The 24,421-nt window shown below is 35.1% G+C and carries 18 protein-coding genes, 3 tRNA genes and 3 rRNA genes; 11 read left to right on the top strand and 13 right to left on the bottom strand.

The window, feature by feature from the left end:
• Positions 1 to 22 precede the first annotated feature (22 nt).
• From sufB to sufU, 5 genes are all read left to right on the top strand, one after another.
• Positions 23 to 1,435 carry a Fe-S cluster assembly protein SufB gene (gene sufB, locus HW275_RS03735; RefSeq protein ID WP_178935259.1) on the top strand — a complete coding sequence of 471 codons (1,413 nt, stop codon included), beginning with the start codon at positions 23 to 25 and terminating at the stop codon, positions 1,433 to 1,435.
• A 36-nt stretch (positions 1,436 to 1,471) separates the two neighbouring features.
• Complete coding sequence (sufD, locus tag HW275_RS03740; protein ID WP_178935261.1) at positions 1,472 to 2,599, top strand: Fe-S cluster assembly protein SufD; 1,128 nt, start codon at positions 1,472 to 1,474, stop codon at positions 2,597 to 2,599.
• 89 nt (positions 2,600 to 2,688) lie between these two features.
• Positions 2,689 to 3,177: an OmpA family protein gene (locus tag HW275_RS03745; protein ID WP_178935263.1), complete on the top strand. Its 489-nt coding sequence runs from the start codon at positions 2,689 to 2,691 to the stop codon at positions 3,175 to 3,177.
• A gap of 32 nt (positions 3,178 to 3,209) precedes the next feature.
• Positions 3,210 to 4,415: a SufS family cysteine desulfurase gene (locus HW275_RS03750; protein ID WP_178935265.1), complete on the top strand. Its 1,206-nt coding sequence runs from the start codon at positions 3,210 to 3,212 to the stop codon at positions 4,413 to 4,415.
• A 44-nt stretch (positions 4,416 to 4,459) separates the two neighbouring features.
• Positions 4,460 to 4,909 (top strand): Fe-S cluster assembly sulfur transfer protein SufU, encoded by a 450-nt coding sequence (gene sufU, locus HW275_RS03755; protein ID WP_178935267.1) that lies wholly within the window; start codon positions 4,460 to 4,462, stop codon positions 4,907 to 4,909.
• Between the two features lie 68 nt (positions 4,910 to 4,977).
• Here the strand turns inward: sufU and HW275_RS03760 are convergent.
• The 12 genes from HW275_RS03760 to sppA form a co-directional block, all read right to left on the bottom strand.
• Positions 4,978 to 5,054: transfer RNA gene (locus tag HW275_RS03760), tRNA-Asn, on the bottom strand.
• A 16-nt stretch (positions 5,055 to 5,070) separates the two neighbouring features.
• Positions 5,071 to 5,183: ribosomal RNA gene (gene rrf, locus HW275_RS03765) — 5S ribosomal RNA — on the bottom strand.
• Between the two features lie 57 nt (positions 5,184 to 5,240).
• Positions 5,241 to 8,145, bottom strand: a 23S ribosomal RNA gene (locus tag HW275_RS03770).
• Between the two features lie 73 nt (positions 8,146 to 8,218).
• Positions 8,219 to 8,294: transfer RNA gene (locus tag HW275_RS03775), tRNA-Ala, on the bottom strand.
• Positions 8,295 to 8,306: 12 nt separating this feature from the next.
• Positions 8,307 to 8,383, bottom strand: a tRNA-Ile gene (locus HW275_RS03780).
• 43 nt (positions 8,384 to 8,426) lie between these two features.
• Positions 8,427 to 9,938: ribosomal RNA gene (locus HW275_RS03785) — 16S ribosomal RNA — on the bottom strand.
• The 16S, 23S and 5S rRNA genes sit together here with 3 tRNA genes alongside, the layout of an rRNA operon.
• Before the next feature lie 295 nt (positions 9,939 to 10,233).
• A complete protein-coding gene (nadR, locus tag HW275_RS03790; protein ID WP_178935269.1) occupies positions 10,234 to 11,292 on the bottom strand; it encodes a multifunctional transcriptional regulator/nicotinamide-nucleotide adenylyltransferase/ribosylnicotinamide kinase NadR in 1,059 nt (352 codons plus the stop codon).
• 58 nt (positions 11,293 to 11,350) lie between these two features.
• Positions 11,351 to 12,787 carry a DNA recombination protein RmuC gene (gene rmuC / locus HW275_RS03795; RefSeq protein ID WP_178935271.1) on the bottom strand — a complete coding sequence of 479 codons (1,437 nt, stop codon included), beginning with the start codon at positions 12,785 to 12,787 and terminating at the stop codon, positions 11,351 to 11,353.
• A 19-nt stretch (positions 12,788 to 12,806) separates the two neighbouring features.
• Positions 12,807 to 14,375 (bottom strand): YihY/virulence factor BrkB family protein, encoded by a 1,569-nt coding sequence (locus HW275_RS03800; RefSeq protein ID WP_178935273.1) that lies wholly within the window; start codon positions 14,373 to 14,375, stop codon positions 12,807 to 12,809.
• Between the two features lie 37 nt (positions 14,376 to 14,412).
• Positions 14,413 to 15,603: a tRNA uracil 4-sulfurtransferase ThiI gene (gene thiI / locus HW275_RS03805; protein ID WP_178935275.1), complete on the bottom strand. Its 1,191-nt coding sequence runs from the start codon at positions 15,601 to 15,603 to the stop codon at positions 14,413 to 14,415.
• Between the two features lie 32 nt (positions 15,604 to 15,635).
• Entirely contained in the window at positions 15,636 to 16,784 is a 1,149-nt protein-coding gene (locus HW275_RS03810) for a cysteine desulfurase family protein (protein WP_178935277.1), read from the bottom strand.
• Positions 16,785 to 17,027: 243 nt separating this feature from the next.
• Positions 17,028 to 18,812, bottom strand: coding sequence for a signal peptide peptidase SppA (sppA, locus tag HW275_RS03815; protein ID WP_178935279.1), 1,785 nt, complete (start codon positions 18,810 to 18,812; stop codon positions 17,028 to 17,030).
• 217 nt (positions 18,813 to 19,029) lie between these two features.
• Between sppA and HW275_RS03820 the strand changes: the two genes are divergently transcribed.
• From HW275_RS03820 to HW275_RS12255, 6 genes are all read left to right on the top strand, one after another.
• Positions 19,030 to 19,647 carry a lipopolysaccharide assembly protein LapB gene (locus HW275_RS03820; RefSeq protein WP_178935281.1) on the top strand — a complete coding sequence of 206 codons (618 nt, stop codon included), beginning with the start codon at positions 19,030 to 19,032 and terminating at the stop codon, positions 19,645 to 19,647.
• Between the two features lie 243 nt (positions 19,648 to 19,890).
• A complete protein-coding gene (locus tag HW275_RS03825) occupies positions 19,891 to 20,166 on the top strand; it encodes an ACT domain-containing protein (protein ID WP_178935283.1) in 276 nt (91 codons plus the stop codon).
• A 50-nt stretch (positions 20,167 to 20,216) separates the two neighbouring features.
• Positions 20,217 to 21,581, top strand: coding sequence for a PFL family protein (locus HW275_RS03830; protein ID WP_178935285.1), 1,365 nt, complete (start codon positions 20,217 to 20,219; stop codon positions 21,579 to 21,581).
• 83 nt (positions 21,582 to 21,664) lie between these two features.
• Positions 21,665 to 22,234 (top strand): precorrin-6Y C5,15-methyltransferase (decarboxylating) subunit CbiT, encoded by a 570-nt coding sequence (gene cbiT / locus HW275_RS03835; protein WP_178935287.1) that lies wholly within the window; start codon positions 21,665 to 21,667, stop codon positions 22,232 to 22,234.
• A 254-nt stretch (positions 22,235 to 22,488) separates the two neighbouring features.
• Positions 22,489 to 22,773: an NAD(P)-binding domain-containing protein gene (locus tag HW275_RS12245; RefSeq protein WP_218975085.1), complete on the top strand. Its 285-nt coding sequence runs from the start codon at positions 22,489 to 22,491 to the stop codon at positions 22,771 to 22,773.
• Positions 22,763 to 23,338, top strand: a complete 576-nt coding sequence (locus tag HW275_RS12255) for an NAD(P)-dependent oxidoreductase (RefSeq protein WP_255460074.1) — start codon at positions 22,763 to 22,765, stop codon at positions 23,336 to 23,338. The genes HW275_RS12245 and HW275_RS12255 overlap by 11 nt, the downstream gene beginning before the upstream one ends.
• 320 nt (positions 23,339 to 23,658) lie before the next feature.
• Here the strand turns inward: HW275_RS12255 and HW275_RS03845 are convergent, their stop codons facing one another.
• Positions 23,659 to 24,285 (bottom strand): hypothetical protein, encoded by a 627-nt coding sequence (locus HW275_RS03845; protein ID WP_178935288.1) that lies wholly within the window; start codon positions 24,283 to 24,285, stop codon positions 23,659 to 23,661.
• Between the last annotated feature and the right edge of the window lie 136 nt (positions 24,286 to 24,421).

Here is a 24,421-nt window from a genome sequence, read left to right on the forward strand (position 1 = left end):
CGGAAAAGAAAGTGTGGGAAGAATGGAAAATAGAAAAAAAACGTATGTTGCAGACATTGAGCGTGGTGTATATGATATAAAAGATGAAGGGCATTACAGATATAAAGCTGATAAAGGGCTTACACCTGAAATTATTAAAAAAATTTCAGAAAGAAAAAATGAGCCTGAATGGATGCTTGAGTTTAGATTAAAGGCATTGGAAGTGTTTAATTCAAAGCCTATGACTAGCTGGGGACCTGATTTATCTGACCTTGATATAAATGATATTGTTCATTATTTGGAGCCTGATTCAGCACCAATGAATGACAGCTGGGATGATGTGCCAAGCTACATAAGAGAAACTTTTGACAGGCTTGGTATTCCAGAAGCTGAGAAGCAGTCGCTTGCGGGAGTAGGGGCGCAATATGATTCAGAAGTGGTTTATCATAGTATTCATAAGGATTTGGAAGAGCAAGGGGTAATTTATACAGATATTGAAACAGCTGTTATAAAATATGAAGATATGCTAAAAGAATATTTCATGAAATTAATTACAATTGATGATCATAAATTTGCAGCGTTGCACGGAGCTGTATGGTCAGGCGGCTCTTTCATTTATGTGCCAAAAGGCGTAAAAGTAAATATGCCGTTACAATCATATTTCAGGCTAAATGCACCCGAAGCGGGACAATTTGAACATACGCTTATAATTGTAGATGAAGGAGCTGATTTGCACTTTATCGAAGGATGTTCAGCACCAAAATATAAAAAAAATGTACTTCATGCAGGAGCAGTGGAATTGATTGTCAAAAAAGGAGCAAGATTACGATACTCTACAATCGAAAACTGGTCAAGAAATATGTATAACTTGAATACAAAAAGAGCATTAGTTGAAGAAGACGGAGTAATAGAATGGGTATCAGGATCGTTTGGTTCAAGAGTTTCCATGCTTTATCCAATGAGCATTCTAAAGGGAGATCGTTCAAGATGTGAATTTACAGGAGTTACATTTGCTGCGGCTGGACAATATCTTGACACAGGATGTAAAATTATTCACCAAGGAAAACATACAAGTTCAACAGTCCACTCAAAATCTATTTCAAAAAATGGTGGGACAGCTTTTTACAGAGGACTTTTAAAAGTATTGCCAGAAGCAACAGGATCAAGATCAACTGTGGAATGTGAATCACTAATGCTGGATAATCTGTCAAGTTCAGACACTATACCGATAATTGATATTAACAACGACAGCGTAGATATTGGGCATGAGGCAAAAATTGGAAGAATAAGCGATGAGGCAATATTTTACCTTATGTCAAGAGGTATTAGCGAGGATGAAGCAAAGGCGATGATTGTAAGAGGATTCGTTGAGCCAATTTCTAAGGAGCTTCCGCTTGAATATGCTGTAGAGCTTAATAAATTGATAGAGCTGGAACTTGAAGGAACTATTGGATAATTTAAAGACATTGCTTAAAAAATGAGAGGAGTAAAAATGTTAGAAAAATCAAGCATACAAAATCTTGATAACAGTGATTACAGATTAAAAATTTTTGAAGAATATAAAACACTTGAAAAAGTTAATTGGAAGAGGGTTGGCTATAAATATGAGGAACCTGAAACTTTTAAGGAATTTAACAATCTGGAAGTTAAAAATGAAAATCAGGATGGAGTTGTTATAAAAAATATAAATGATTCCCTACAAGAACTTGAAAGTTTGAAAAATGATAATGAATATGGATTGGGAGATTTTTTCAAGAAACAGAACTTTGTTTTTTATAATGAAGGTAAATATTTGAAAATAAAAGAGAGAAAAACTGTTGAAAAGCCAATTTACTTAAATTATCGTGCAAACAAAGAAAATAATTTCCTAGTTGACTACAATGTTATTGAAGTGGAAGACTTTGCAAAAGTTACAGTAATTATTACTTATGATTCAGAAGATGATGCACCAGTTTATCATAATGGGATTATAAAAGTGTTCACTGGGAGAAATTCAGAAGTAAAAATTATAAAAATACAAACTTTAAATACAAATAGTTCCAATTTTGAATCATCTAAGATAGAAACTTTGGGACAAGGAAAAACTGAATATTACAGTGTTGAATTAGGCGGAAAAATTAATGCGATAAGCCACAAATCCTACCTTGAGGAAGATTCTTCGGAAGTTTATATATGGCCTGCATATCTTGCTGATGAAGACAGAAAATTGGACTTGGAATACTCTGTGGTTTTCCGTGGACGTAGAACAATTGGAGAGCTTCAAGGAAGAGGGGCTGTAAAAGATACGGCTAAAAAAGTATTTCGTGGAAACCTTTACTTTAAGCAAGGTTCTAGTAAATCTGAAGGACGTGAAGGTGAATTTGCAATTTTACTAAATGACAAAATAAAAGCTGATTCAATTCCAACATTATTCTGTAGCGAAGATGACGTCATCGGAGAACACGCCGCTTCTGTCGGAAAAGTTGATGAATCAAAATTATTTTATCTAATGAGCCGTGGACTTTCTGAAAGCAGAGCAAAAAAATTGATAGTTGAATCTTCATTCCGTCCAATAATGGATAACATCGATGATGAAAAATTAAGAGAAAAATTATTTGAAGAACTGGAAAGAAGAATTTAAAATAACAAGATATAAATTTGAAAAATTACCCACAAAGTGATATAATTTTTTATTGCTTGTGGGTAAATTCATATTTTTAAGAGAACGCTATGAAAAAAATTTTATTTTTAGGGCTGTTATTTAGTGTAAACTTAGTGAATTTAGGAGAAGCTGTACCTGGAATAGTGTTTGACGAAAAACCTAATCTTCTTTTTGCATGCGATTATTATACTGAAAAAAAATGTGTTATTAGAGGTTTTGAAACAAATAAAAAAGTTCCTAGTGAAAGTGAAGCAGTTGATTTAAAAGTAATTTCAGAAACATTTAATAAATATGCAATTAGCGGTTCAATTGATATTGTAGGACATACAGATTCAACTGGTTCAAAAAATTATAATCAAAAATTATCTTTAATGAGAGCAAATAATGTGGCAATACTGTTTAGAGAATATGGATTAGATAATAAATTTACTTTTAAAATAATCGGAAAAGGTGAAAGCGAGCCTTCTGATACTAATGAAACGAAAAATGGGAGATATAACAACAGAAGAGTTGAATTATTTTTTAAAGATTTAAAACTTAAAGAAGAAAAAAAATAATCAATATGATTAAAAATAAAGAGGAGGGAAAAATGGACTATAGAAAAGAATTTCCAATATTTAAGAATAGAAATAATCACTATCTTGATACAGCAGCAACTTCACAAAAGCCAAAAAGAGTGCTGGATAAAATTATGGAATATTATGAAAAATATAACGGTAACCCAGGACGTGGCTCGCATACTTTGTCTATGGAAGCCTCAAACTTGATGACAAATGCACGAAAAACTATACAGAAGTTTATCAATGCAGAATATTCAGAAGAAGTGATTTTTACAAAAAGTACGACAGAATCAATCAATTTAATAGCCTATTCTTACGGAATGGAATTTATAAATGAAAATGACGAGATAATTCTAGGAATTTCAAATCATCACGCAAATATTGTCCCTTGGCAGTTTGTTGCTAAAAAGAAAAATGCCACGATAAAATTTGTGTATCTTACTGAAAATGGACAATTTGATATTGAAGATTTTAAAAATAAACTGTCAAATAAAACAAAACTTATAGCTATTTCTGCTGTGGTAAATGTTACAGGAGTTATTCAGCCAATAAAGGAAATTATTGAAATTGCACGAAATAAAAATAAAAACATACATATTCTTGTGGATGCTGCACAGTCGATGCTGCATTTTAAACACGATGTTCAAAAACTGGATGCAGATTTTCTTGTATTTTCAGGACATAAATTATTTACACCAATGGGAATTGGAGTTATGTACGGAAAGAAGGATATTCTTGACAAAATGCCACCTTTCTTATACGGTGGAGATATGATTGAATTTGTAACAGAACAGGAATCAACGTTTGCACCACTTCCAAATAAATTTGAAGGTGGAACTCAGAATGTAGAAGGAGCAGTGACACTGGAAGAGGCAATCAATTTTATTGAAGAAATAAGTTATGAAAAAATTAATGAAATTGAAAATTCTCTTACGGAAATTGCTTTAGAAAAATTAAGAAAACTAGATTTTGTGGAAACATATTTTACAAAAGATGTTGAGCGTGCTGGAATTATTGCCTTTAATGTAAAAAATGTGCATTCTCACGATGTGGCATTTATCTTGGATTCGTATAATGTGGCAGTCCGTTCAGGGCATCATTGTGCACAGCCTTTAATGAAGTATTTAGGAGTTCCTTCATGCTGCCGTGCAAGTTTTAGCATTTACAACAATGAAAAGGATATTGATAAACTGATAGAAGGGCTTTTAAAAGTGAAGAAAGTTTTTGAATTATAGGAAAAATAAATAAAAAGAAAAAAAAATTGAAAAGGAGGTTTAATATGAATTTAGAAAAAATATATCAGCAGACAATACTGGAATATAGTAGACGTAAGGAACTAAATCGTGAAATTGAAAATCCGACATTTGCAGAACGTGGGCATAATCCAAACTGTGGAGATGACTTGACACTTGAAATAAAAACTAATGAAAACGGTGTAATAACAGATGCTGCTTTTATTGGAACTGGATGTGCTATTTCAACAGCTTCTATGGCTATGCTGATTGACTTAGTAAAAGAGAAGACGTTGGAAGAAGCAAAGGAAAAAGTAAATTTGTTTTTCAAAATGATGAAGCAGGAAGAAAAATTAACAAATGAAGAAAGTAAAAAATTAGGAGATGCTGTTCTTATGGAATATGTGGCTCAAATGCCTGCAAGAGTAAAATGTGCTACACTAAGCTGGCACTCGCTAAAAGTAATTGTAGAGAAAAGTGAGAAGCAAGGGAAATAAATATAAAAAAAAGGCTGTTAAATCAGTCTTTTTTCTTTAAATCTTTATGATATTTTCACAAAAAAAAGTGGCGTCCCCGGTTGGACTCGAACCAACGACCCTCTGATTAACAGTCAGATGCTCTAACCGGCTGAGCTACGGAGACACACAAAAGAAAAAAAGTTTGGCAACTGCCTATTTTCCCGGGACGAATCCAAGTATCGTAGGCGTAAGCAGACTTAACTGCCGGGTTCGAAATGTGACCGGGTGTATCCCTGCTGCTAGCATCACCAAACTTAATTAAATTGTCAAGTTAAGACAATGAGAAATAAATAGTAGCAGTAAAAGATCAACTAAAAAGCGGATGTAATATTAGTACCAGTCAGCTGAATGCATTGCTGCACTTACACCCCTGGCCTATCAGCCATGTGTTCTCCATGGATACTGCGAACACTCATCTCAAAGCCGGCTTCCCGCTTAGATGCTTTCAGCGGTTATCCGTTCCAGACGTGACTACCCAGCCATGCCACTGGCGTGACAACTGGTACATCAGAGGTCTGTCCAACCCGGTCCTCTCGTACTAAGGTCAGAACTTTTCAGTATTCAGGCGCCTGCAGTGGATAGGGACCGAACTGTCTCACGACGTTCTGAACCCAGCTCGCGTGCCTCTTTAATGGGCGAACAGCCCAACCCTTGGGACCTTCTCCAGCCCCAGGATGAGACGAGCCGACATCGAGGTGCCAAACACTTCCGTCGATATGGACTCTTGGGAAGTATCAGCCTGTTATCCCCGGGGTAGCTTTTATCCGTTGAGCGACGGTCCTTCCATACGGGACCGCCGGATCACTAACTCCCACTTTCGTGCCTGCTCGACCCGTCAGTCTTGCAGTCAAGCTCCCTTATGCGTTTGCACTCTTAGGCTGATTTCCATCCAGCCTGAGGGAACCTTTGAACGCCTCCGTTACTCTTTTGGAGGCGACCGCCCCAGTCAAACTGCCCATCTAGCACTGTCTCCGTCACCAGATTAGAATTCCGGCGGCATATGGTTGGTATTCCAACGGCGACTCAGCCAAGACTGACGCCTAGGCTTCACAGTCTCCCAACTATCCTATACACACACAGCCAGAACCCAATGCCAGACTACAGTAAAGCTCCACGGGGTCTTTCCGTCCTACTGCAGGTAGCCGGTATCTTCACCGGCATTACAACTTCACCAGGTCTCCAGCCAAGACAGCTCCCAAATCATTTCACCATTCGTGCAGGTCGGAACTTACCCGACAAGGAATTTCGCTACCTTAGGACCGTTATAGTTACGGCCGCCGTTCACCGGGGCTTCAAATCGGATCTCTCAATCCTCCTCTTAACCTTCCGGCACTGGGCAGGTGTCAGCCCATATACGTCGCCTTCCGGCTTAGCATAGACCTGTGTTTTTGGTAAACAGTTGCTTGGGACTCTTCACTGCGGCCTGTTTCCCCTTGAGGTGTTTCTCCCCTCAGGTATGTCAGGCACCCCTTCTCCCGAAGTTACGGGGCTATTTTGCAGAGTTCCTTAGCTAGAGTTATCCTGTCGGCCTCAAGTTTCTCACTCTGTCCACCTGTGTCGGTTTACAGTACGGGCACTATTTCTCATCGATAGAAGTTTTTCTCGGCAGTGTAGGATCTGTGGCTTATGCCAATGCACTTCCCCATCAGGTCTCACATTTAGACACGCGGATTTGCCTGCGTGTCCATGCTGCGCCCTTGGAAAGGCTATTCCGTCAGCCTTCCCACATACCTTCCTGCGTCACTCCGTCTCTCGGGCGATAATAGTGGTACAGGAATATTAACCTGTTTTCCATTCGCCATCACAGTTTTGCTTATGCTTAGGTCCCGACTTCCCCAGGGCGGACAAACCTTCCCCTGGAAACCTTGGACTTCCGGCCGGCGGGATTCTCGCCCGCCTTCTCGCTACTCATTCCTGCATTCTCGCTTCTGATGCCTCCAGGAAGCCTTGCGGCGTCCCTTCGACGGCCTACAGAACGCTCTCCTACCAGGCGTGTGGACACGCCTCCGCAGCTTCGGTTTATGTCTTAGCCCCGTTACATCTTCGGCGCAGATGCTCTCGACCAGTGAGCTGTTACGCACTCTTTCAAGGCATGGCTGCTTCTAAGCCAACCTCCTGGTTGTCTGTGAACATCCACCTCCTTTCCCACTTAGACATAATTAGGGACCTTAGCTGGCGGTCTGGGCTGTTCCCCTCTCGTCCATGGACCTTGTCATCCATGGACTCACTCCTGACGATCAATATACGGTATTCGAAGTTTGCTTGGTTTCGGTAAGCAGTACGCCCCCTAGACCATACAGTGCTCTACCCCCGCATATCTTGGCGTCAAGGCTACACCTAAATGCATTTCGGAGAGAACGAGCTATCTCCTAGTTCGATTGGCTTTTCACCCCTAGACCTGCCTCATCTCCCAACTTTTCAACGGCGGTGAGTTCGGCCCTCCACTGAGTCTTACCTCAGCTTCAGCCTGGACAGGCCTAGATCACTAGGTTTCGCGTCTATGACTGGCGACTTAACGCCCTATTGAGACTCGGTTTCCCTTCGGCTCCGCTTTATTAACCTTGCCACCAATCATAACTCGCAGGATGATTAACCAAAATCCACGCAGTCACACATAAAGTGCTCCTACCGTTTGTAGGCACACGGTTTCAAATTCTGTTTCACTCCCTTGCTCAGGGTTCTTTTCACCTTTCCCTCACGGTACTCTCCACTATCGGTCAACAGCAGTATTTAGCCTTGCGTGACATGGTCCACGCTGATTCACGCCAGATTCCTCGTGCCTGACGCTACTCGGGTGCTTCCAGTCGCCATATGCGCTTCACGCCCTACAGGACTTTCACCTTCTTTGGTTCAGCTTCCCAGCTGATTCCGCTTACATGCATATGGCTTAAACATTATGACAATCCGTTAATGGAAGTCCCACGACCCCGTGCCAGCAACGCTGTCCGCTTGGCGCTGGCACGGTTTAGGCTTCTCCCCGTTCGCTCGCCGCTACTCAGGGAATCGTTTTTACTTTCCTTTCCTCCCGCTACTTAGATGTTTCAGTTCGCGGGCTTACCGTTTTCACGCATATCCTCCAGATATGCAGGTTTGCCCATTCGGAAATCCGGGGATTAACGACTATGTGCGTCTACTCCCGGCTTATCGCAGCTTATCACGTCCTTCATCGGCTGCTGTTGCCTAGGCATCCTCCGTGTGCCCTTGTTAGCTTTTTCTCCAGAATAACTTTTACTCCAGTTCATTGTAATCTTTTACCTACTATTCATTTCCCATTGTCCTGAACATAATTGGTGGAGATAAGCGGGTTCGAACCGCTGACCTCTGCCTTGCAAGGGCAGCGCTCTCCCAACTGAGCTATATCCCCAAGACTTAAATATGGTGGGCATGGCTGGACTCGAACCAGCGACCCCTGCGTTATCAGCACAGTGCTCTAACCACCTGAGCTACACGCCCATAAGACATATAAGAAGAAGCAGCTAGTGAACTGGCTCCTTAGAAAGGAGGTGATCCATCCGCACCTTCCGGTACGGATACCTTGTTACGACTTCACCCCAATCACTGTCCACACCTTAGACGCCTTCCCCCTTGCGGTTGGACCGGCGGCTTCAGGTGCAGACAGCTCTCGTGGTGTGACGGGCGGTGTGTACAAGACCCGAGAACGTATTCACCGCAGCATTGCTGATCTGCGATTACTAGCGATTCCAGCTTCATGAAGCCGAGTTGCAGGCTTCAATCCGAACTTGGACCGGCTTTGCAGGTTCGCTTGGCGTCGCCGCCTCGCAGCTCTCTGTACCGGCCATTGTAGCACGTGTGTAGCCCAGATCATAAGGGGCATGATGACTTGACGTCATCCCCACCTTCCTCCTGCTCTTCGCAGGCAGTCTCGCCAGAGTCCCCAACCTAATGATGGCAACTGGCGATAGGGGTTGCGCTCGTTGCGGGACTTAACCCAACATCTCACGACACGAGCTGTCGACAGCCATGCACCACCTGTCTCTGCGTTCCCGAGGGCACTGCCCGCTCTCGCGGGCATCCGCAGGATGTCAAGATCTGGTAAGGTTCCTCGCGTTGCGTCGAATTAAACCACATGCTCCACCGCTTGTGCGGGTCCCCGTCAATTCCTTTGAGTTTCAGCCTTGCGGCCGTACTCCCCAGGCGGATTACTTATCGCATTAGCTTCGGCACGGACACTCTTCATGCCCACACCCAGTAATCATCGTTTACGGCCGGGACTACCAGGGTATCTAATCCTGTTCGCTCCCCCGGCTTTCGCACTTCAGCGTCAGTTGCCGTCCAGTGAACTATCTTCATCATCGGCATTCCTGCACATATCTACGAATTTCACCTCTACTCGTGCAGTTCCGTCCACCTCTCCAGCACTCTAGCCACGCAGTTTCCAGGGCAGGCCTGCGGTTGAGCCGCAGGTTTTCACCCCAGACTTGCCTGGCCGCCTAGATGCCCTTTATGCCCAATAATTCCGGATAACGCTTGCGACATACGTATTACCGCGGCTGCTGGCACGTATTTAGCCGTCGCTTCTTCTGCAGGTACCGTCACTTGCTTCTTCCCTGCTGAAAGCACTTTACAGCCCGAAAGCCTTCTTCGTGCACACAGAATTGCTGGATCAGGGTTGCCCCCATTGTCCAATATTCCCCACTGCTGCCTCCCGTAGGAGTAAGGGCCGTATCTCAGTCCCCTTGTGGCCGTTCACCCTCTCAGGCCGGCTACCTATCGTCACCTTGGTGAGCCGTTACCTCACCAACAAGCTAATAGGACGCAAAGCTCTCCTGCAGCATCGCTTTTCATTGCCTGGCACATGCGTGCCGGCAACCGTATCAGGTGTTGTCAGTCGTTTCCGTCTGTTATCCCTGTCTGCAGGGCAAGTTCTTTACGCGCTACTCACCCGTCCGCCTTGGCTAGCCTGCGCAAGCGCAGATTCGCCAAAGACTTGCATGTGTTAAGCATTCTGTCAGCGTTCATCCTGAGCCAGGATCAAACTCTTCATTCAATATATCTTCATATATTTAATTTCACCTTTGTCTTGACGAGAATCTTATTTGCATAAGCATTCTTGACTTTTATCTATCTTTTACACATTATTGCTTCTTCTATTCTTATCTCAATTGTCCTTCGACACAGTTTTGTATCGACAAGATATATATTACCATAATTGGATTTCTTTGTCAACTACTTTTTTTCAAAAAATTTGGTTTTTTTCATATTTTTATTTGCAGTCTGTTTTTTATTTCTTAGAGAGTACTTATTGTTTCTTGATTTTTAAACTGTTGTTTTGATAAGTTATTTTAATTTATTTCAAGATATTTATTTATTATTTCAATGCTTTTTATGTAATTTTCTGTAAGACTTTTGTTATTTTTATAAAATAGTTTTATAAATTTTTGATTATTTTTTTCAAGCAAGCATTGTAATATGTTATCAAATTCAGAATTCTCATTTTTTGAATTTGATTTTTTTTCAATGTATATCAGGATGTCATAACTGCTATGTTTAATGAAATCTTCTATTACTAGATTTTTTTGACAATTTTGAATTATTGAAAAAGTTTGCAAGGAAGAAAATTCGGTATCTATAAAAGTTAGTTTATCAGCATTTTTAATAGATTCCAATATTCTTCTATTATGTTCATAAGCAATATTGTTATAATCAGAGTATTGAATAACTTCTATGTGATTCTGCAATTCTTCTTTTATATACTCTTTTCTGTATTCTTTTACATAAGTTGTATTATAGTAATTGGCCAATTTATGAGTTAAATTAGTTTTCCCTGAATGTTCTGAACCGATTATTGCTACCTTTAAGACAAAAAACTCTCTTACGTATTTTGGAATAAAAAACCAGTTTTTGTATGGATTCTTTCTTATTTCCGTTGCACTGATATGAAAATTATTTCTATTTATATCTATTAATTGGATTTTTAAATTTTTATTGAAAGTGTTTTCAAAATTTGGCAATGTTAAAAAATTATTTTTATAGTTTTCTACATCTTGAGTTTCGTTTGTGAAAATCACATCCACTTTAATTTTGTTTTTTAAAAGTGTTTCCTGTACTCTTTCGCTCCATAATTTCCAGCCGTTTGGATAAAAGGGGATTCCGTCTTCTGCAAGATGTATTATCTTTATGTTTTTCTGATGTTTAAAAGTTTTTTCTACAAATCTGATTCTATCTTTTACAGTTGGCATTTTCTTCATCTTTGATTCTTCAAATAATTTTTTGTCCCTGTCATCATCGGTGCATACAACGACATATAAATTTTCTACATAGCCGCTGGCTCTCTGGATAAAATCAACGTGTCCAATGTGCAATGGATAGAATTTTCCAAATATTATTCCATTTTTTTGCATTTTTTTATTTCTTCTCCTTTTTGAACTAAACTTTTTTGCTGAATTTTATTAAATTTATCTATTCTTCAATTTCTAAAATGTTTAAATTTTTATTATTTTCTATTTTTTCTTCAAATTTTGCATTTGAAATCTCTGTAAATCTTTTGCTTATTTTGTTTGAAGTCGTGTTAATTTCCTTTACATCCTTGGAAACTTTTTCAATGTCTTTTTGTAAATTGTCCCAGCGAGTACGGTATCTTGTAAATTCAACATTCAATTTTTCCAGTTCCTGCTGAATTATATTCGCATATTTGTCACGCTCCAAATTTGTCATCATAACCTGAATTACTGTCAATACTGAAATCAATGTCGTTGGTGAAGCTATCCGTACGTTTTTTTTGTAGGCATATTCTATGATGTCTGTGTGGTAAGCGTTTATTTCAGCAAAAATTGCTTCGGCTGGAAGAAATAATATTGCCTGTTCGCTTGTTTCATTTTTTATTATATATTTTGAGGAAATTGCGTCTATATGTTTTTTCAAATCACTTACAAAATCTTTTCTGGCATTTTCCCTTTCAATTTGTGATAATTCGTTGTTATACATCTTTCTATAATTTTCCAATGGAAACTTTGAGTCAACCGTGATATTTCCAAGCGGTTCCGGAGTGAAAATGATGGAATCAACGATTGTCCCATTTGAAAGTTTGTACTGTTTTTGGTAAAGTTTGTCGTTTTTTTCTCCAAAAACTGAGGATAATATTTGATAAAGCTGGATTTCCCCAAAAATTCCACGGCTTTTTTTATCTGTTAAAATATCTTGAAGTGAAACAACATTGCTTGATAACGCTTCTATTTTTTTCTGTGCTTCATCAATTTTGCTCAGACGTTCCAACACACTTCCAAAGGTTTTTGTTGTTTCCTCAAACCCTTTTGATAAACGTTCTTCCACTTTCATATTCATTACATCAAGCCTGTTTTCAATTTTTTGGCTTAATTTTTCAAAATTTTCATTTATATTTTGGGTAAGCCCATCCTTAAACTCGTTTATATTTTTTGTCAAATTCTGATTATTTTCATTCATTACGCCTGTTAATGCTGTATTGTTTTCATTTAGGCGAACTGACAGCTTTTGAATATTATTATTCATACTGGAAGTTAGAAATTGGCTATTTTCAGTGTGATTTTTAGATAACAACTGGTTATTGTCGTTCATCGTACCACTTAAATTTTGTCCTAATTCGTTAAATCTTAAAAGTAATTTTTCATTATTTTCAGATAATTTATTTTGTAAATTATTTATTCCTTCAAGCAAGTTGTTTTTTGCATTCAGGCTTATTGTTTTTTCAATTTCATCAAATTTTTTCTTGTTTTCCTCAAAATTTTGCTGATTATTTTCGTTAATTTGACTTAACAACATTTTTTCTTCATTTTCAATATTTTTTTTATTAAGAAAAATAATTGTTCCAACGACTGTAAAAATATTTATTATTGCGACAACTATTACTATAACTATCATTTTTATCCCCCTTTTCTAATTAAAAGAATTTCCAAGTTCCATCTTCATATCTTACTCTTTTTTGAGTATTTTCAGAATTTTCATCTTCTTTTTTGGAAGTTTGAACTTCAGGTTCACGGTTAATTTTTTCTTTTCGTATTATTTTTGGAGAATCTTTTACTTGCGAGTTTTCATTTTTCTGTTTTGAAATTTGAAAATCTATTGTTAATTCTTCAGACTTTCTTGGTTTTATTGGATCTTGAAAATGTTCAGGCTGTTCTGATTCTGAATAAGTTGCTTCCTCTTTTTCAGGTGTATTGTCACTTTCAGGCTCTGGTTCAGGACTTTCTATTTTTTTCATTGCCAATTTCTCCCTTATTTTTTCAAGAAGTTTTTGATCTTCCTCATTCAGATTATCGAAAATATTTTCGTAATATTCGATATTCTTTGTATCAAATTTTTTCATAAATTCTCTAATTGTTATGGATTCCGGGCTATATGCAACTTGATACTGGCTGTCTGAATTTTTATCATAAAAAACTTCATTAATGAATCCCATTTTTTCCAAGTCAGACAGAACTTCCTTTACAAAAAACACTTCCATTCCCAGTCTATCCGTTAATTTTTGATATGTAAAAGATTGCTTCTTTTCAATAAAATTTTTAATAATTAAGGATAAAATTAAAATTCCAGCTTCCCTTTTTACTTTTATCGGCATTTCAATTTTTTCGCTGTATAAAAATTCATCAGACGTCTGAATTGAAAAGGCTATCTGTGCGCCAAGCAAAATTGTCACCCAGACATACTGTACCCAGATTAAGAAAATAGGGATTAATGCTAAACTTCCATAAATTATATTGTATCTTGTAATTGACGACTGTAATAATAAAAACAGCAATTTCCATCCAAAAGTAAGTAATGTTGTTACAACTCCTGCATAAACAGCTGGCTTTACTTTTACATTTGTATTTGGAATGATGTAGAATAAATAGCTAAACAGGATAATGTATGTTGCAGGCCCGAATAATCCAATAAAAAAGTTCATAATTACTGCATTTCCAGAAAAATGTCTTGCTATTTCTTCAATTGCTACTGAATTTAAAGCTGATAACAGCACAAAAAATATTGGCCCTAAAAATATAATTGCAATATAGTCAACAACTCTTCTCGTAATTGATCTTTTTTTATTTATTTTCCATATTTTATTAAATGAATTTTCCAATGTTATTAAAACTTTTACTGCCGAATAAATTAGAATGACAATCCCAACTCCAGTTAGTATGCTGCTTTCCGTAGATAAAAGGAGCCTTTGGGCAACATCCACAATTGCTCTTAAAAAGCTGTTATTTCCTGGCCATAATTCAAAAAACTTCTGTATAAATATTTTATCCAGTCCAAATCCTTTTGTAATTCCTAACACAAGGGCAACTACTGGGAAAATTGCAAGAAGTGAATAATAAGTCAAGGAAATCGCAAGTATTTGCGTTTCTCCGTCACGGTAGTTTCTGTAAATCAAGTAAATCATTCTTTTCATTTCATCTATTTTTTTCTTAAATCCGCCTTCTTTTACTTCTTTTTTTTCTTTTTGAAAATCTTTCTTTTCTTTCATAAACTTTTCTCCATTATACTTTTATTTTTATTTAAATTTATCCAAAATTGAAATATTCCTTCTCTTCAAAAATCTCATCCATAATTTTATCATAATTTTCAATTTTTGCCTCTTCTGCCAGCACATCCTCCAACTTAGGATTTGTAACTGGATGTTTCGGAGCAAAAATTACGCACGAGTCTTCATAAGGCTCAATGGATTTCTCGTAAGTTTCTATTTCCTTTGCAATTTCAATTATTTCCGTCTTGTCCATTCCAATAAGAGGCCTAAATACTGGTAGTTTCTCCACAGAAGCATTTGTACACGTAAGCCCTCCCATTGTCTGGGAAGCAACTTGTCCAAGACTTTCCCCGGTAATTAAAGCCTGATACTGCATAGTATTCGACAATCTTTCAGCTAGACGCATCATGGCCCGTCTTGTTAGAATTGTAGCCAAATCTTTTTTTGTCTGAGTATTTATCGCTTCCTGAATTTTTAGTATATTTAACGAATAAAGTCTTGTTTTTCCAACATAAAGTGATAAAATATCTGTCAGTTCCTTTACTTTTTCAAGAGCCTGCCGGCTTGTGAACGGGAAGCTGTGGAATGTAATGAAATTTAGACGCATTCCTCTTTTTGCCATCATAAATGAAGCAACTGGGCTGTCTATTCCACCAGATAAAAGTACAAGTCCCTTTCCAGTTGAGCCAAGTGGCAGTCCTCCATAAGTTTTTATTCTGTCTGTATAAATATAAACATTTTTTCTAATGTCAACATTTATCATAACATCAGGATCTTTCATTTTAACCTTTTCAAAAGGACTGTTTACAAGCACATACCCCCCCAGTTCACGTGCATAGTCCATAGATTTTTTCTCAAATCCCTTGTTACTTCGGTTAACCGTTATTTTAAAGGTTCTGGCTCCATTTTCATAAGCATAGTTTGCAAATTCTAATACTTTTTCCTTTATAAATTCATCATTTCTTTCAACTTTTGCCGACTGGTTAAGTCCGACTATTCCAAAAACTTTTTTTAGTTTGTCTGTAATTTCATCCAAATTTTCAGGATTTATTAAAACATATAATTTCGATAAATCATCAAATAACTGATAATCAAATCCTTTTAACACCTTATTAATCTTATTTCTCAATTTCTTTTCAAATTGCCCTCTGTTTTTCCCTTTCAGCGACAGCTCTCCGTATGAAAGCCCTACCGCATTCAATAAATTTTTATCAGTATAGTTGTTCATCTCTTTCCTTTCTGTTTTTAAATAAAAAAATATTATCTCATTTTCCTTATTCTTTCCACACTTTCCTTAAGTCTTTTCACAACTTCATCAATTTCTTCTTCCGTATTGTTCCGTGAAAAACTGAATCTTATCGCTCCATCCAGTTCTGATTGAGTAAGCCCCATAACTTCAAGTATTCTGCTGTTCCCTTTTTTTGATGAACAGGCCGAGCCTGTGGAAACATAAATCTGGTACATTCCTAGAAAATGTGTCAGTACCTCACCTTTTGTGCCGTTAAACGACACATTCAATACTTTGGGACTTGATTTTTCAATGCTAAGCAAGGAATTAAATTTTACATCCTGAATTTTCTCAGAAATTTTATTTGCAAGCATTTCCTTTAATTTCTGCGAATGCGCCATTTCCTTTTTTTCTTCCTTTGTCAAAATTTCCACAGCCTTTGCAAACGCCAGAATCAGTTCCGTAGGCATTGTTCTTTTCACAATGCCATTTTCAGCATTTGAGCCAAAAATTATATCTGTTATTTTTACACGTTTATTTATATAAACTGCTCCAATTCCTTTTGGCGCATAAATTTTATGCCCGCTTACCGTTATTGCATCCACAGGAATTTTGTCAAATTTTATGTTTGTACATCCTAATCCCTGCACAAAATCAGTATGAAAATACGTATCCTTATTTTTTCTATGAATAATCTCAGAAATTTTCTTCAAGTCCTGAATAGCTCCAGTTTCACTATTTACTGCCCCAATCGAAACTATCGCTGTATCTTCCCTAATCGCATTTTCAAGTTCCTCAAGATTTACGAATCCATCCTTATCTACATTCAGATAATCCACTTCAAAGCCTATATTTTCATAATGTCTAAACACCTCATAAACTGACGGGTGTTCAATTTTTGTTGTAACTAGATGTTTTTTTGTACGTGAATTTGCATTAATAATTCCCTGCAATACAAGGTTGTTACCATCTCCACCACCTGCTGTAAAGTAAATTCTGTCAGCTTCCACTTTTAAATAATCAGCTACCGTCTTTTGGGCATTTTTTATCTTTAATAGAATTTTATGGGAAAAATTGTGAATTGCATCAGGATTTGCATAATTTTCCTCCAACGTCTGAACTAACACATCTATAACTTCCTTACGTGGCTTTGTACTGGCTGAATTATCCAAATAAATCATTTTTCCTCCTTGTTTCAAATTATACTCAAACTTTTAAAATCAGATTACTTCAAATTAGGCAAAACTCTGATTTTAAAGTAATTTTACTATTCCTCATTTTGTGAAAATTAAATTATTATAAATTCTTGTTTTTATTATACTATATTTTATGAAATTTATCAAAAATAAATAAGTGAAAAACGGAGCTTTTTAATAAAAATTGTCCCGTCATACAAACAATTTTCACTTTTACTCCGTTTATTTTTAATACAGATTTAATTTATATGTTAAATAATACAGCGGCTTATTTTGATTTTGTACCGCAAAATCGTATTCGTTAAATGCTTTTTTGGCTTGTGGAATATTTTTTTGCAGCTGTGCAGACAGACTGAATTTTTCTGTAACCATTTTTGTAAGTGATTTTAATTTTTGAGAAAAATCCTCCTCCAGATAAATATTTTCCACAGCATAATTATTATGTAAATTCAAGTCTTTTGCCATTATTTTTATAACTTCATCAAGACTTGCGATTCCATCAACCAGATTTATGTTTTTGGCTTCATCTCCTAGCCAGATTTTTCCTTGTGCATAGCCTTCAAGAGTATTTTCATCCATTTTACGATTTTTGGAAACACGGGATTTGAATTCCTTGTATGTTTCTTCCATTGATTGACTGATTTTAGCACGGGATTCCTCAGATAATGGAGCAAAACTGTCATTAATGTCTGAATATTTCCCTTTTGATACTGAATTTGAATGAACCCCGTATTTGTCCTGTACATTGTAAAGCTTTGGAAGCATTGAAACTACACCGATTGAACCTGTAATTGTGGCATTGTTGGCAAAAACCTTGTTTCCTGCCATTGAGATGTAATAACCTCCAGATGCGGTTGTATCAGACATTGACACATAAATCGGAATATTCAGTTTTGTAAGTTCCTGATAAATTATTTCAGAGGCAAGCGCTGAACCTCCGCCTGAATTTACCCGCAGCACGATTCCTTTTAAATTTTTAGTCTGCATAGCCTTTTGTACTTTTTGAAGTATGTTATCAGGGGTTATTACGCCTTCTGTAACATCAGTCGGATCATATAAAATTGAACCTTCGGCATAAATTACAGCTATCGTTCCATTTCTTGAATTTCCTACTTTTTCATCTCTTACCCTTTTTTCATAATAGTCGTAAATATCCGCAACATTGTCTTCCCTTATATTCAGACGTTTTGTAAAATCAGAAAAATGCTCAAGCTTATCAACAAAATTTTTATCACGTGCAGCAAACGGTGTTAAATTTACATCATTGCCATTTATAATGTCATTATTTAAAGTATCTTTATCAATTTTACGGTTTTTGGAAATATCAGCCACAAATTTCCCATATCTATTTTCCAAAATTCTAGTCAATTCAGAACGCAGCTCAGGCGTCATTTCATTTCCAGTATAATTTTCACCATAAGACTTGTAATTTCCAATACGAACAACTTCCATATTTACTCCAAGCTTGTCGAATAACCCCTTATAATAAATATCCGAGTAATGGTATCCCGTCAAATCAAGGCTAGCTGATGTGGAGGGTACCATAACTACTTCATTTGCAATAGAAGCTAATTTATAGTTGGCATTCGTAATATAAGCCCCAAAAGCATATATTTTCTTATTGTTTGCCTTCAATTCCTCAAATTTTTTGGATAATTCCTCTACTTTTGCAGATGATAGGTTTATTGTGTCCAAAGCAATAATGACTCCCTTTACCTGCTTGTTATTCTTTATATCATCCAGGCTGTTTAAAATATCCATATATGATAATTTTTCATCTGACAGAAAGTTTGAACCGATAATTTTATCTTCTGTAACATCAGAAACATTAAAAAGTATATATTCATAGCTTTTTTTCATTTTTTCATTCTTATCTTTGGAACTAAAAATTGCAATTGCAGAAATTCCAATAATAAAAATCACAAATATAGATAACGAAAGTTTTAAAAAAAATGAATATATTTCTTTTAGCGTAAATACTAAAGCTCTTTTAAAAAAGTTCCAAAAATTCATGTTTTATTTTCCTCCTTGTATGATTTTATGTAAATCTAAGTTTTTCAAATTATATCACTTTAAACAACAAATATCAACAAATAAGTTTTTTAGAGATTCAGCATATCTAAACTCTAATTTTTGTTTAATTATTGACAAAAATAAAAAATAATATATAATAAATGTAATTAATATAATTTTATAAAATAAAAAATTGATTATAAGGAGATTATTTAAAATGAAAAAACTTATCATATTGGGAACTATTATTGTATCACTTGCATTAAAAGCTGGATACTTAGAAGATGGAAGATCATATTATGAAAATAAAAATTATTTAAAAGCAGAAGAGATGTTTTTAAAAGCTGTTCAAGAAGGTAATGTTGAAGGTATGAATTATTTAGGTAATTTATATTATAAGCAAGGAAAATATGACAAAGCTGAACAAATTTATTTAAGTGCTATTGAAAAGGGAAATGATAATGCTATGAAAGATTTAGCAATGTTATATGAAGATCAAAAAAAATTTGATAAAGCTGAAAAGATGTATTTAGAAGCTATTAGAAAGGGCAATTCTGATGCTATGTATAATCTAGGGCTTTTATATTATAAGCAAGAAAAATATGATAAAGCAGAAGAAATGTATTTAAAAGCTGCTCAAAAGGGAGATGAACTAGCTATGAACAATTTAGGAGTTTTATATAGACAACAAAATAAAGACAAAAAAGCAGAAGAAATGTTTCTAAAATCTAGTCAAAAAGGTTATCTTGGAGGTACATATAATTTGGGGTCTTTATATGAAAAACAAAAAAATATAAAAAAGCTAAGAAATATTTCAAAATGGCAATGGATTTAGGAAATGAAGATGATCCAATAACTAAAAAGGCTCAAGAAGCCTATAGAAAGCTAATGCAGGCAGGATATTAATAAAATTGAAAAAATTTTTAAAGATAGAAAGTTTTCAGTTCTCATCACAGATTATTTTACAGCATGCAAATAATAATTAAGCATAAATTTTCCCACTTGCTAAATAACTAAATTTATGCGATAATTTAACATATTAAAAATAATTTAAATTCTAAAAAATGGAGGTATCAGAATGAACGACAGAATTGTTGTTACGGTTATTGGAGAAGATAAAACAGGAATTGTTGCGAATGTATCAACAAAATTAAGTGAACTTAGCCTGAATATTATTGACATAACACAAAAGGTTTTTGAAAATGACATTTTTGCAATGATTATGCTTGTGGAAGCTCCTGAAAATACAGATATGAAAGCATTACAGGAAAAATTTAAGGATGTTGAGGAAAAGATTGAAGTAAGAGTATTCCTGCAGCATGAAAATATTTTCAAGACGATGCACAGAATATAATTTTTCAGAATTTTTCAAAAGCAATTATTTAAGAATTTTAGGAGGGAAAAATGAATTTATTACCTGATGAGATACTGGAAACGATAGATATGGTTGAAATGCAGCATCTCGACGTAAGAACTGTCACAATGGGAATAAGCCTGCTTGACTGCATTGACACAGATGCCGAAAAGACAGCAGAAAACATTTATAACAAAATTACAGAAAATGGAAAAGATCTGGTAAGAATTGCCGATGAAGTGGCAAGCAAATACAATATGCCAATTATTAACAAAAGAGTTTCAGTCACTCCCATTTCAATAATTGGAAATGCGACAAATGCCGAAGATTACTCAATTTTCGCAAAAGCGCTAGATAAAGCGGCAAAAACAATTGGAATTGACTTTATTGGAGGATTTTCCGCTCTTGTTGACAAAGGCTTTACAAAAGGCGATATTAAGCTGATAAATAGCATTCCAAAGGCACTTTCTGAAACTGACAGGGTTTGCTCCTCTGTAAATGTAGGCTCTACAAAGTCAGGAATTAACTTGGATGCTGTAAAAATGATGGGAAAAACTATAAAAGAACTGGCTGAATTTTCCAAAGAGGAAGATGGACTGGCAGCAGCAAAATTTGTCGTATTTACAAATGCTGTTCCTGATAATCCGTTTATGGCGGGCGCATTTCACGGCGTAGAAAATCCAGATGTCGTGCTAAACGTTGGAATTAGTGGACCAGGGGTTGTAAGACATACACTTGCTAACATTTCAAAAACAGCAAAAATTGATGAAATAACAGAAGCAATAAAAAAAGTAAGTTTCAAAATCACAAGAATGGGTGAGTTAATTGGAAAGGAAGTTGCCGAAAGACTTGGCGTTGAATTTGGAATAATCGACTTGTCACTTGCGCCAACTCCAGCTATAGGCGACAGTGTTGGAAATGTGCTTGAAGAATTTGGACTTGAGTCAGTTGGAGCTTACGGAACAACACTTGCACTTGCAATATTAAATGACGCTGTGAAAAAAGGTGGAGCAATGGCTGCAACTCGTGTTGGAGGCTTGACAGGGGCATTTATCCCAGTAAGCGAAGATCAGGGAATGATAGAAGCTACAAGCAAAGGGTATTTGACGCTTGAAAAACTGGAGGCAATGACTTGTGTATGTTCTGTTGGACTTGATATGATAGCTATTCCAGGTGATACCTCAGAAGCCGTAATTTCTGGAATAATAGCTGATGAAATGGCAATCGGTATGGTAAACAGCAAAACTACCGCAGTCAGAATAATCCCAGTTCCTGGAAAGAAAGCGGGAGATAGAGCAATATTTGGAGGTCTTCTCGGAGAAGCGGATATTATAAACATAAATAATTTAGACTGTTCAGTGCTTATAAATCGTGGTGGGAAAGTGGCTCCTCCAATTCAGGCATTAAAAAATTAATTCAAAAATAAAATAATAAAAATAGAAAGTTAGGATTTATTCTTGGCTTTCTTTTTAAACTATACTTAAAAAAAGGAGTAAAAATGTATCATATAAAAGATGAGGAATTTTTAAGGGGAAAAGTTCCGATGACAAAAGAGGAAATCCGTTTTGTAAGCATTGGGAAAATGGAGCTGGAGGAGGATGACGTGTGCCTTGACATCGGTGGCGGAACTGGTTCTGTAAGTATGGAAATGGCAAGATTTGCACGAAACGGAAAAGTTTTTGTAATTGAGAGAAATGATGAGGCAGTTGAGCTGATTCATAAGAATATAGAAAAATTTGATTTGAAAAATGTTACTGTAATTAAAGGAATGGCTCCAGATGGACTAAAAGAATTAAATACAAAGTTTAATAAAATTTTTATTGGAGGTTCAGCAGGAAATCTGGTTGAAATTATAAAATATTCTTATGACAATCTTGCGGAAAATGGAATTCTGGTGCTAAATTTTATTGTGCTGGAAAATATATCTACGGCTGTTGAGGAACTCAAAAAATATGATTTTAAAGATGTGGATATTTGTCAGTTAATCGTGAGTAAAAATAGAAAGGTTAAGGATTTTAACATGATGATGGCTGAAAATCCGATTTATGTGATTACTGCGAAGAAATAATGATAGATTGTATAATAAAATGCAACAAATTTATTACAAAATTGTGTGTATTTACAAAAATATATTATTGTGTTATTATGTTATTATGAGTTACCAAAAAATTTAGGAGAGGATAATTTATAAAGAAAATAATATAAACACCTGCAAAAGCATTGGCTCAAACTGTTCCAAATGTTATGTAAATGGGCATCAGGATTGGCTGAGCGGATTAGTTAAATTTACAAAAAGAGGAATAAAATAATGGCTAAAATAGGTTGGATAGGATTAGAACAAATGAAAACTCCTATGGTAAAAATTTATTAGAAGGTTCTGTTGATGTGACAGTTTACAATAGAAGTTTTGATAAAACTTTACTACTTGTAGAAAAAGGAGCTAAAAACACAAAAAATGTGGAAGAAATTTTTGAACAAAATGACATTATATTCTTTATGATTTCAAATTACAGTGCGACATTAGAAATTTTAAATGAAAATGTTTTATCAAAAATAAAGGGTAAAAAAATAGTAAATATGAGTACAATTTCACCTACTGAAAAGTAAAGCTGTAGGAAAACTTGTTATTGAAAATAATGGAAAATATATTGAAGCACCAGTATCTGGATCAGTAGGAGCTGCTACTGCTGGAGTTCTATTAATATTAGTTGGAGGAAATGAAGCTGATACCAAAGATTTATATTCAATTTTTGATATTTTAGGAAGTAAAACATATTATTTTGGAGAATTAGGAAAAGCAACTGGAGCAAAATTAGTATTAAATTCTTTACTTGGAATATTTGGAGAAGCTTATAGTGAAGTGTTATTATTAGCACAAAATTTTGGAATAGATACAGAAACTATTGTAAATGCTATTTCAGATTCTAGAATGAGTTCACCACTATTTCAAGAAAAAAAAGATATGCTTACAAACAGAGAATATCCTGCGGCATTTATGTTAAAACATATGACAAAAGACTTAAAATTATCAAATGAAGAAATTGAAAATAGAAAATTATCATTACCGTTAATTGAAGATACAACTAAAAATTATTCAGAAGCTTTAGAACAAGGGTATGGAGAACAAGATATGGCGGCTATTTTTGAAATTTTGAATAAGAAAAATGATTAATTAAAAGATAGGAAATCGTAAAATTATTAAAAATAAAACTTTTTCTTTTATTATCAATTTTTTATATTTACTTTAAAGGCTGATTCTATATTTATTAGAACAAACTGAAAATGTAATATTAAAAGGTAATTCAATTATGAATAAAGGTGTAATTGAGTTTAAAAAAGATTAAAAACTGTAACTTTTAAGACAAACAGTATAACAATGGCAGAAAATCCGATTTATGTGATTACTGGAAATAAATAATAAAAATAATAATTTTAAATTTGTGTAAAACTCTAAAATTTAGAGAATTACACAAATTTTTTATACTTTTCGTATTATTTAACTTTATATACCTTACCAAAAGACATTCCAACACCTTGATTTGAAATATCCCATCCATTCTTAGTTTTGCTTAACATAATAAAACCTGATTTTCTTTTATATGTTTTAATTTTTGTAATTTCAGTATGAGCCACATCTGCCGTAATTGAAAAAACATCTTTTAAGTACAATTGTTCCTGCATTTTTGATGAAGATTTCTTAGAAATTTCACTTATATTAAATCCATATTTTTGTTTAAACTTAGATCCAATAGTTTTAATAATAGTATTATAGTCTTTTTCAGAAAGATTTTTTACATTTGATTCATAGGAAACAGCTGCAACTGTATTAGAGCGATATTCAATTTTTGTAATCATAAAAGAAGCATCTTTAAATTGCTCTTCCATTAAAATTCGCATTACTTTAACTTCGTTTGGCGAAGAAAAGCCTAAAAACGCCACAACATCTTCATCTGTAACTTGAAACAAATTTTCCACACTCAATAACTTCTCAATCTGAGCATTATTTTTTTGCAATTCAACTTCACTAAGACTAACTTTATCACTACGAAAAACAGGATAACTGAATAAAAACGAAGAGATAACAAAAGTCAAAATAAGCATTAATAATTTATTTTTCATAAAATTTCCCACTTTCTATTATTTAATAATATATAATTATGTTAATTATAGCACATTATTTTTGAAAAACAATCTGAAAATATTATAGAAAATTTAAAAAATAATCAAATTGTTTAATTAACCAAAAAAGAAAAAA

It is taken from the genome of Leptotrichia sp. oral taxon 223, assembly GCF_013394795.1.
Lineage (GTDB): Bacteria > Fusobacteriota > Fusobacteriia > Fusobacteriales > Leptotrichiaceae > Leptotrichia.

Bases quoted from the DNA above. Each gene is read 5' to 3' on its own strand.
- sufB (WP_178935259.1), top strand. From the start codon at position 23: ATGGAAAATAGAAAAAAAACGTATGTTGCAGACATTGAGCGTGGTGTA.
- sufD (WP_178935261.1), top strand. From the start codon at position 1,472: ATGTTAGAAAAATCAAGCATACAAAATCTTGATAACAGTGATTACAGA.
- HW275_RS03745 (WP_178935263.1), top strand. From the start codon at position 2,689: ATGAAAAAAATTTTATTTTTAGGGCTGTTATTTAGTGTAAACTTAGTG.
- HW275_RS03750 (WP_178935265.1), top strand. From the start codon at position 3,210: ATGGACTATAGAAAAGAATTTCCAATATTTAAGAATAGAAATAATCAC.
- sufU (WP_178935267.1), top strand. From the start codon at position 4,460: ATGAATTTAGAAAAAATATATCAGCAGACAATACTGGAATATAGTAGA.
- nadR (WP_178935269.1), bottom strand. From the start codon at position 11,292: ATGCAAAAAAATGGAATAATATTTGGAAAATTCTATCCATTGCACATT.
- rmuC (WP_178935271.1), bottom strand. From the start codon at position 12,787: ATGATAGTTATAGTAATAGTTGTCGCAATAATAAATATTTTTACAGTC.
- HW275_RS03800 (WP_178935273.1), bottom strand. From the start codon at position 14,375: ATGAAAGAAAAGAAAGATTTTCAAAAAGAAAAAAAAGAAGTAAAAGAA.
- thiI (WP_178935275.1), bottom strand. From the start codon at position 15,603: ATGAACAACTATACTGATAAAAATTTATTGAATGCGGTAGGGCTTTCA.
- HW275_RS03810 (WP_178935277.1), bottom strand. From the start codon at position 16,784: ATGATTTATTTGGATAATTCAGCCAGTACAAAGCCACGTAAGGAAGTT.
- sppA (WP_178935279.1), bottom strand. From the start codon at position 18,812: ATGAATTTTTGGAACTTTTTTAAAAGAGCTTTAGTATTTACGCTAAAA.
- HW275_RS03820 (WP_178935281.1), top strand. From the start codon at position 19,030: ATGAAAAAACTTATCATATTGGGAACTATTATTGTATCACTTGCATTA.
- HW275_RS03825 (WP_178935283.1), top strand. From the start codon at position 19,891: ATGAACGACAGAATTGTTGTTACGGTTATTGGAGAAGATAAAACAGGA.
- HW275_RS03830 (WP_178935285.1), top strand. From the start codon at position 20,217: ATGAATTTATTACCTGATGAGATACTGGAAACGATAGATATGGTTGAA.
- cbiT (WP_178935287.1), top strand. From the start codon at position 21,665: ATGTATCATATAAAAGATGAGGAATTTTTAAGGGGAAAAGTTCCGATG.
- HW275_RS03845 (WP_178935288.1), bottom strand. From the start codon at position 24,285: ATGAAAAATAAATTATTAATGCTTATTTTGACTTTTGTTATCTCTTCG.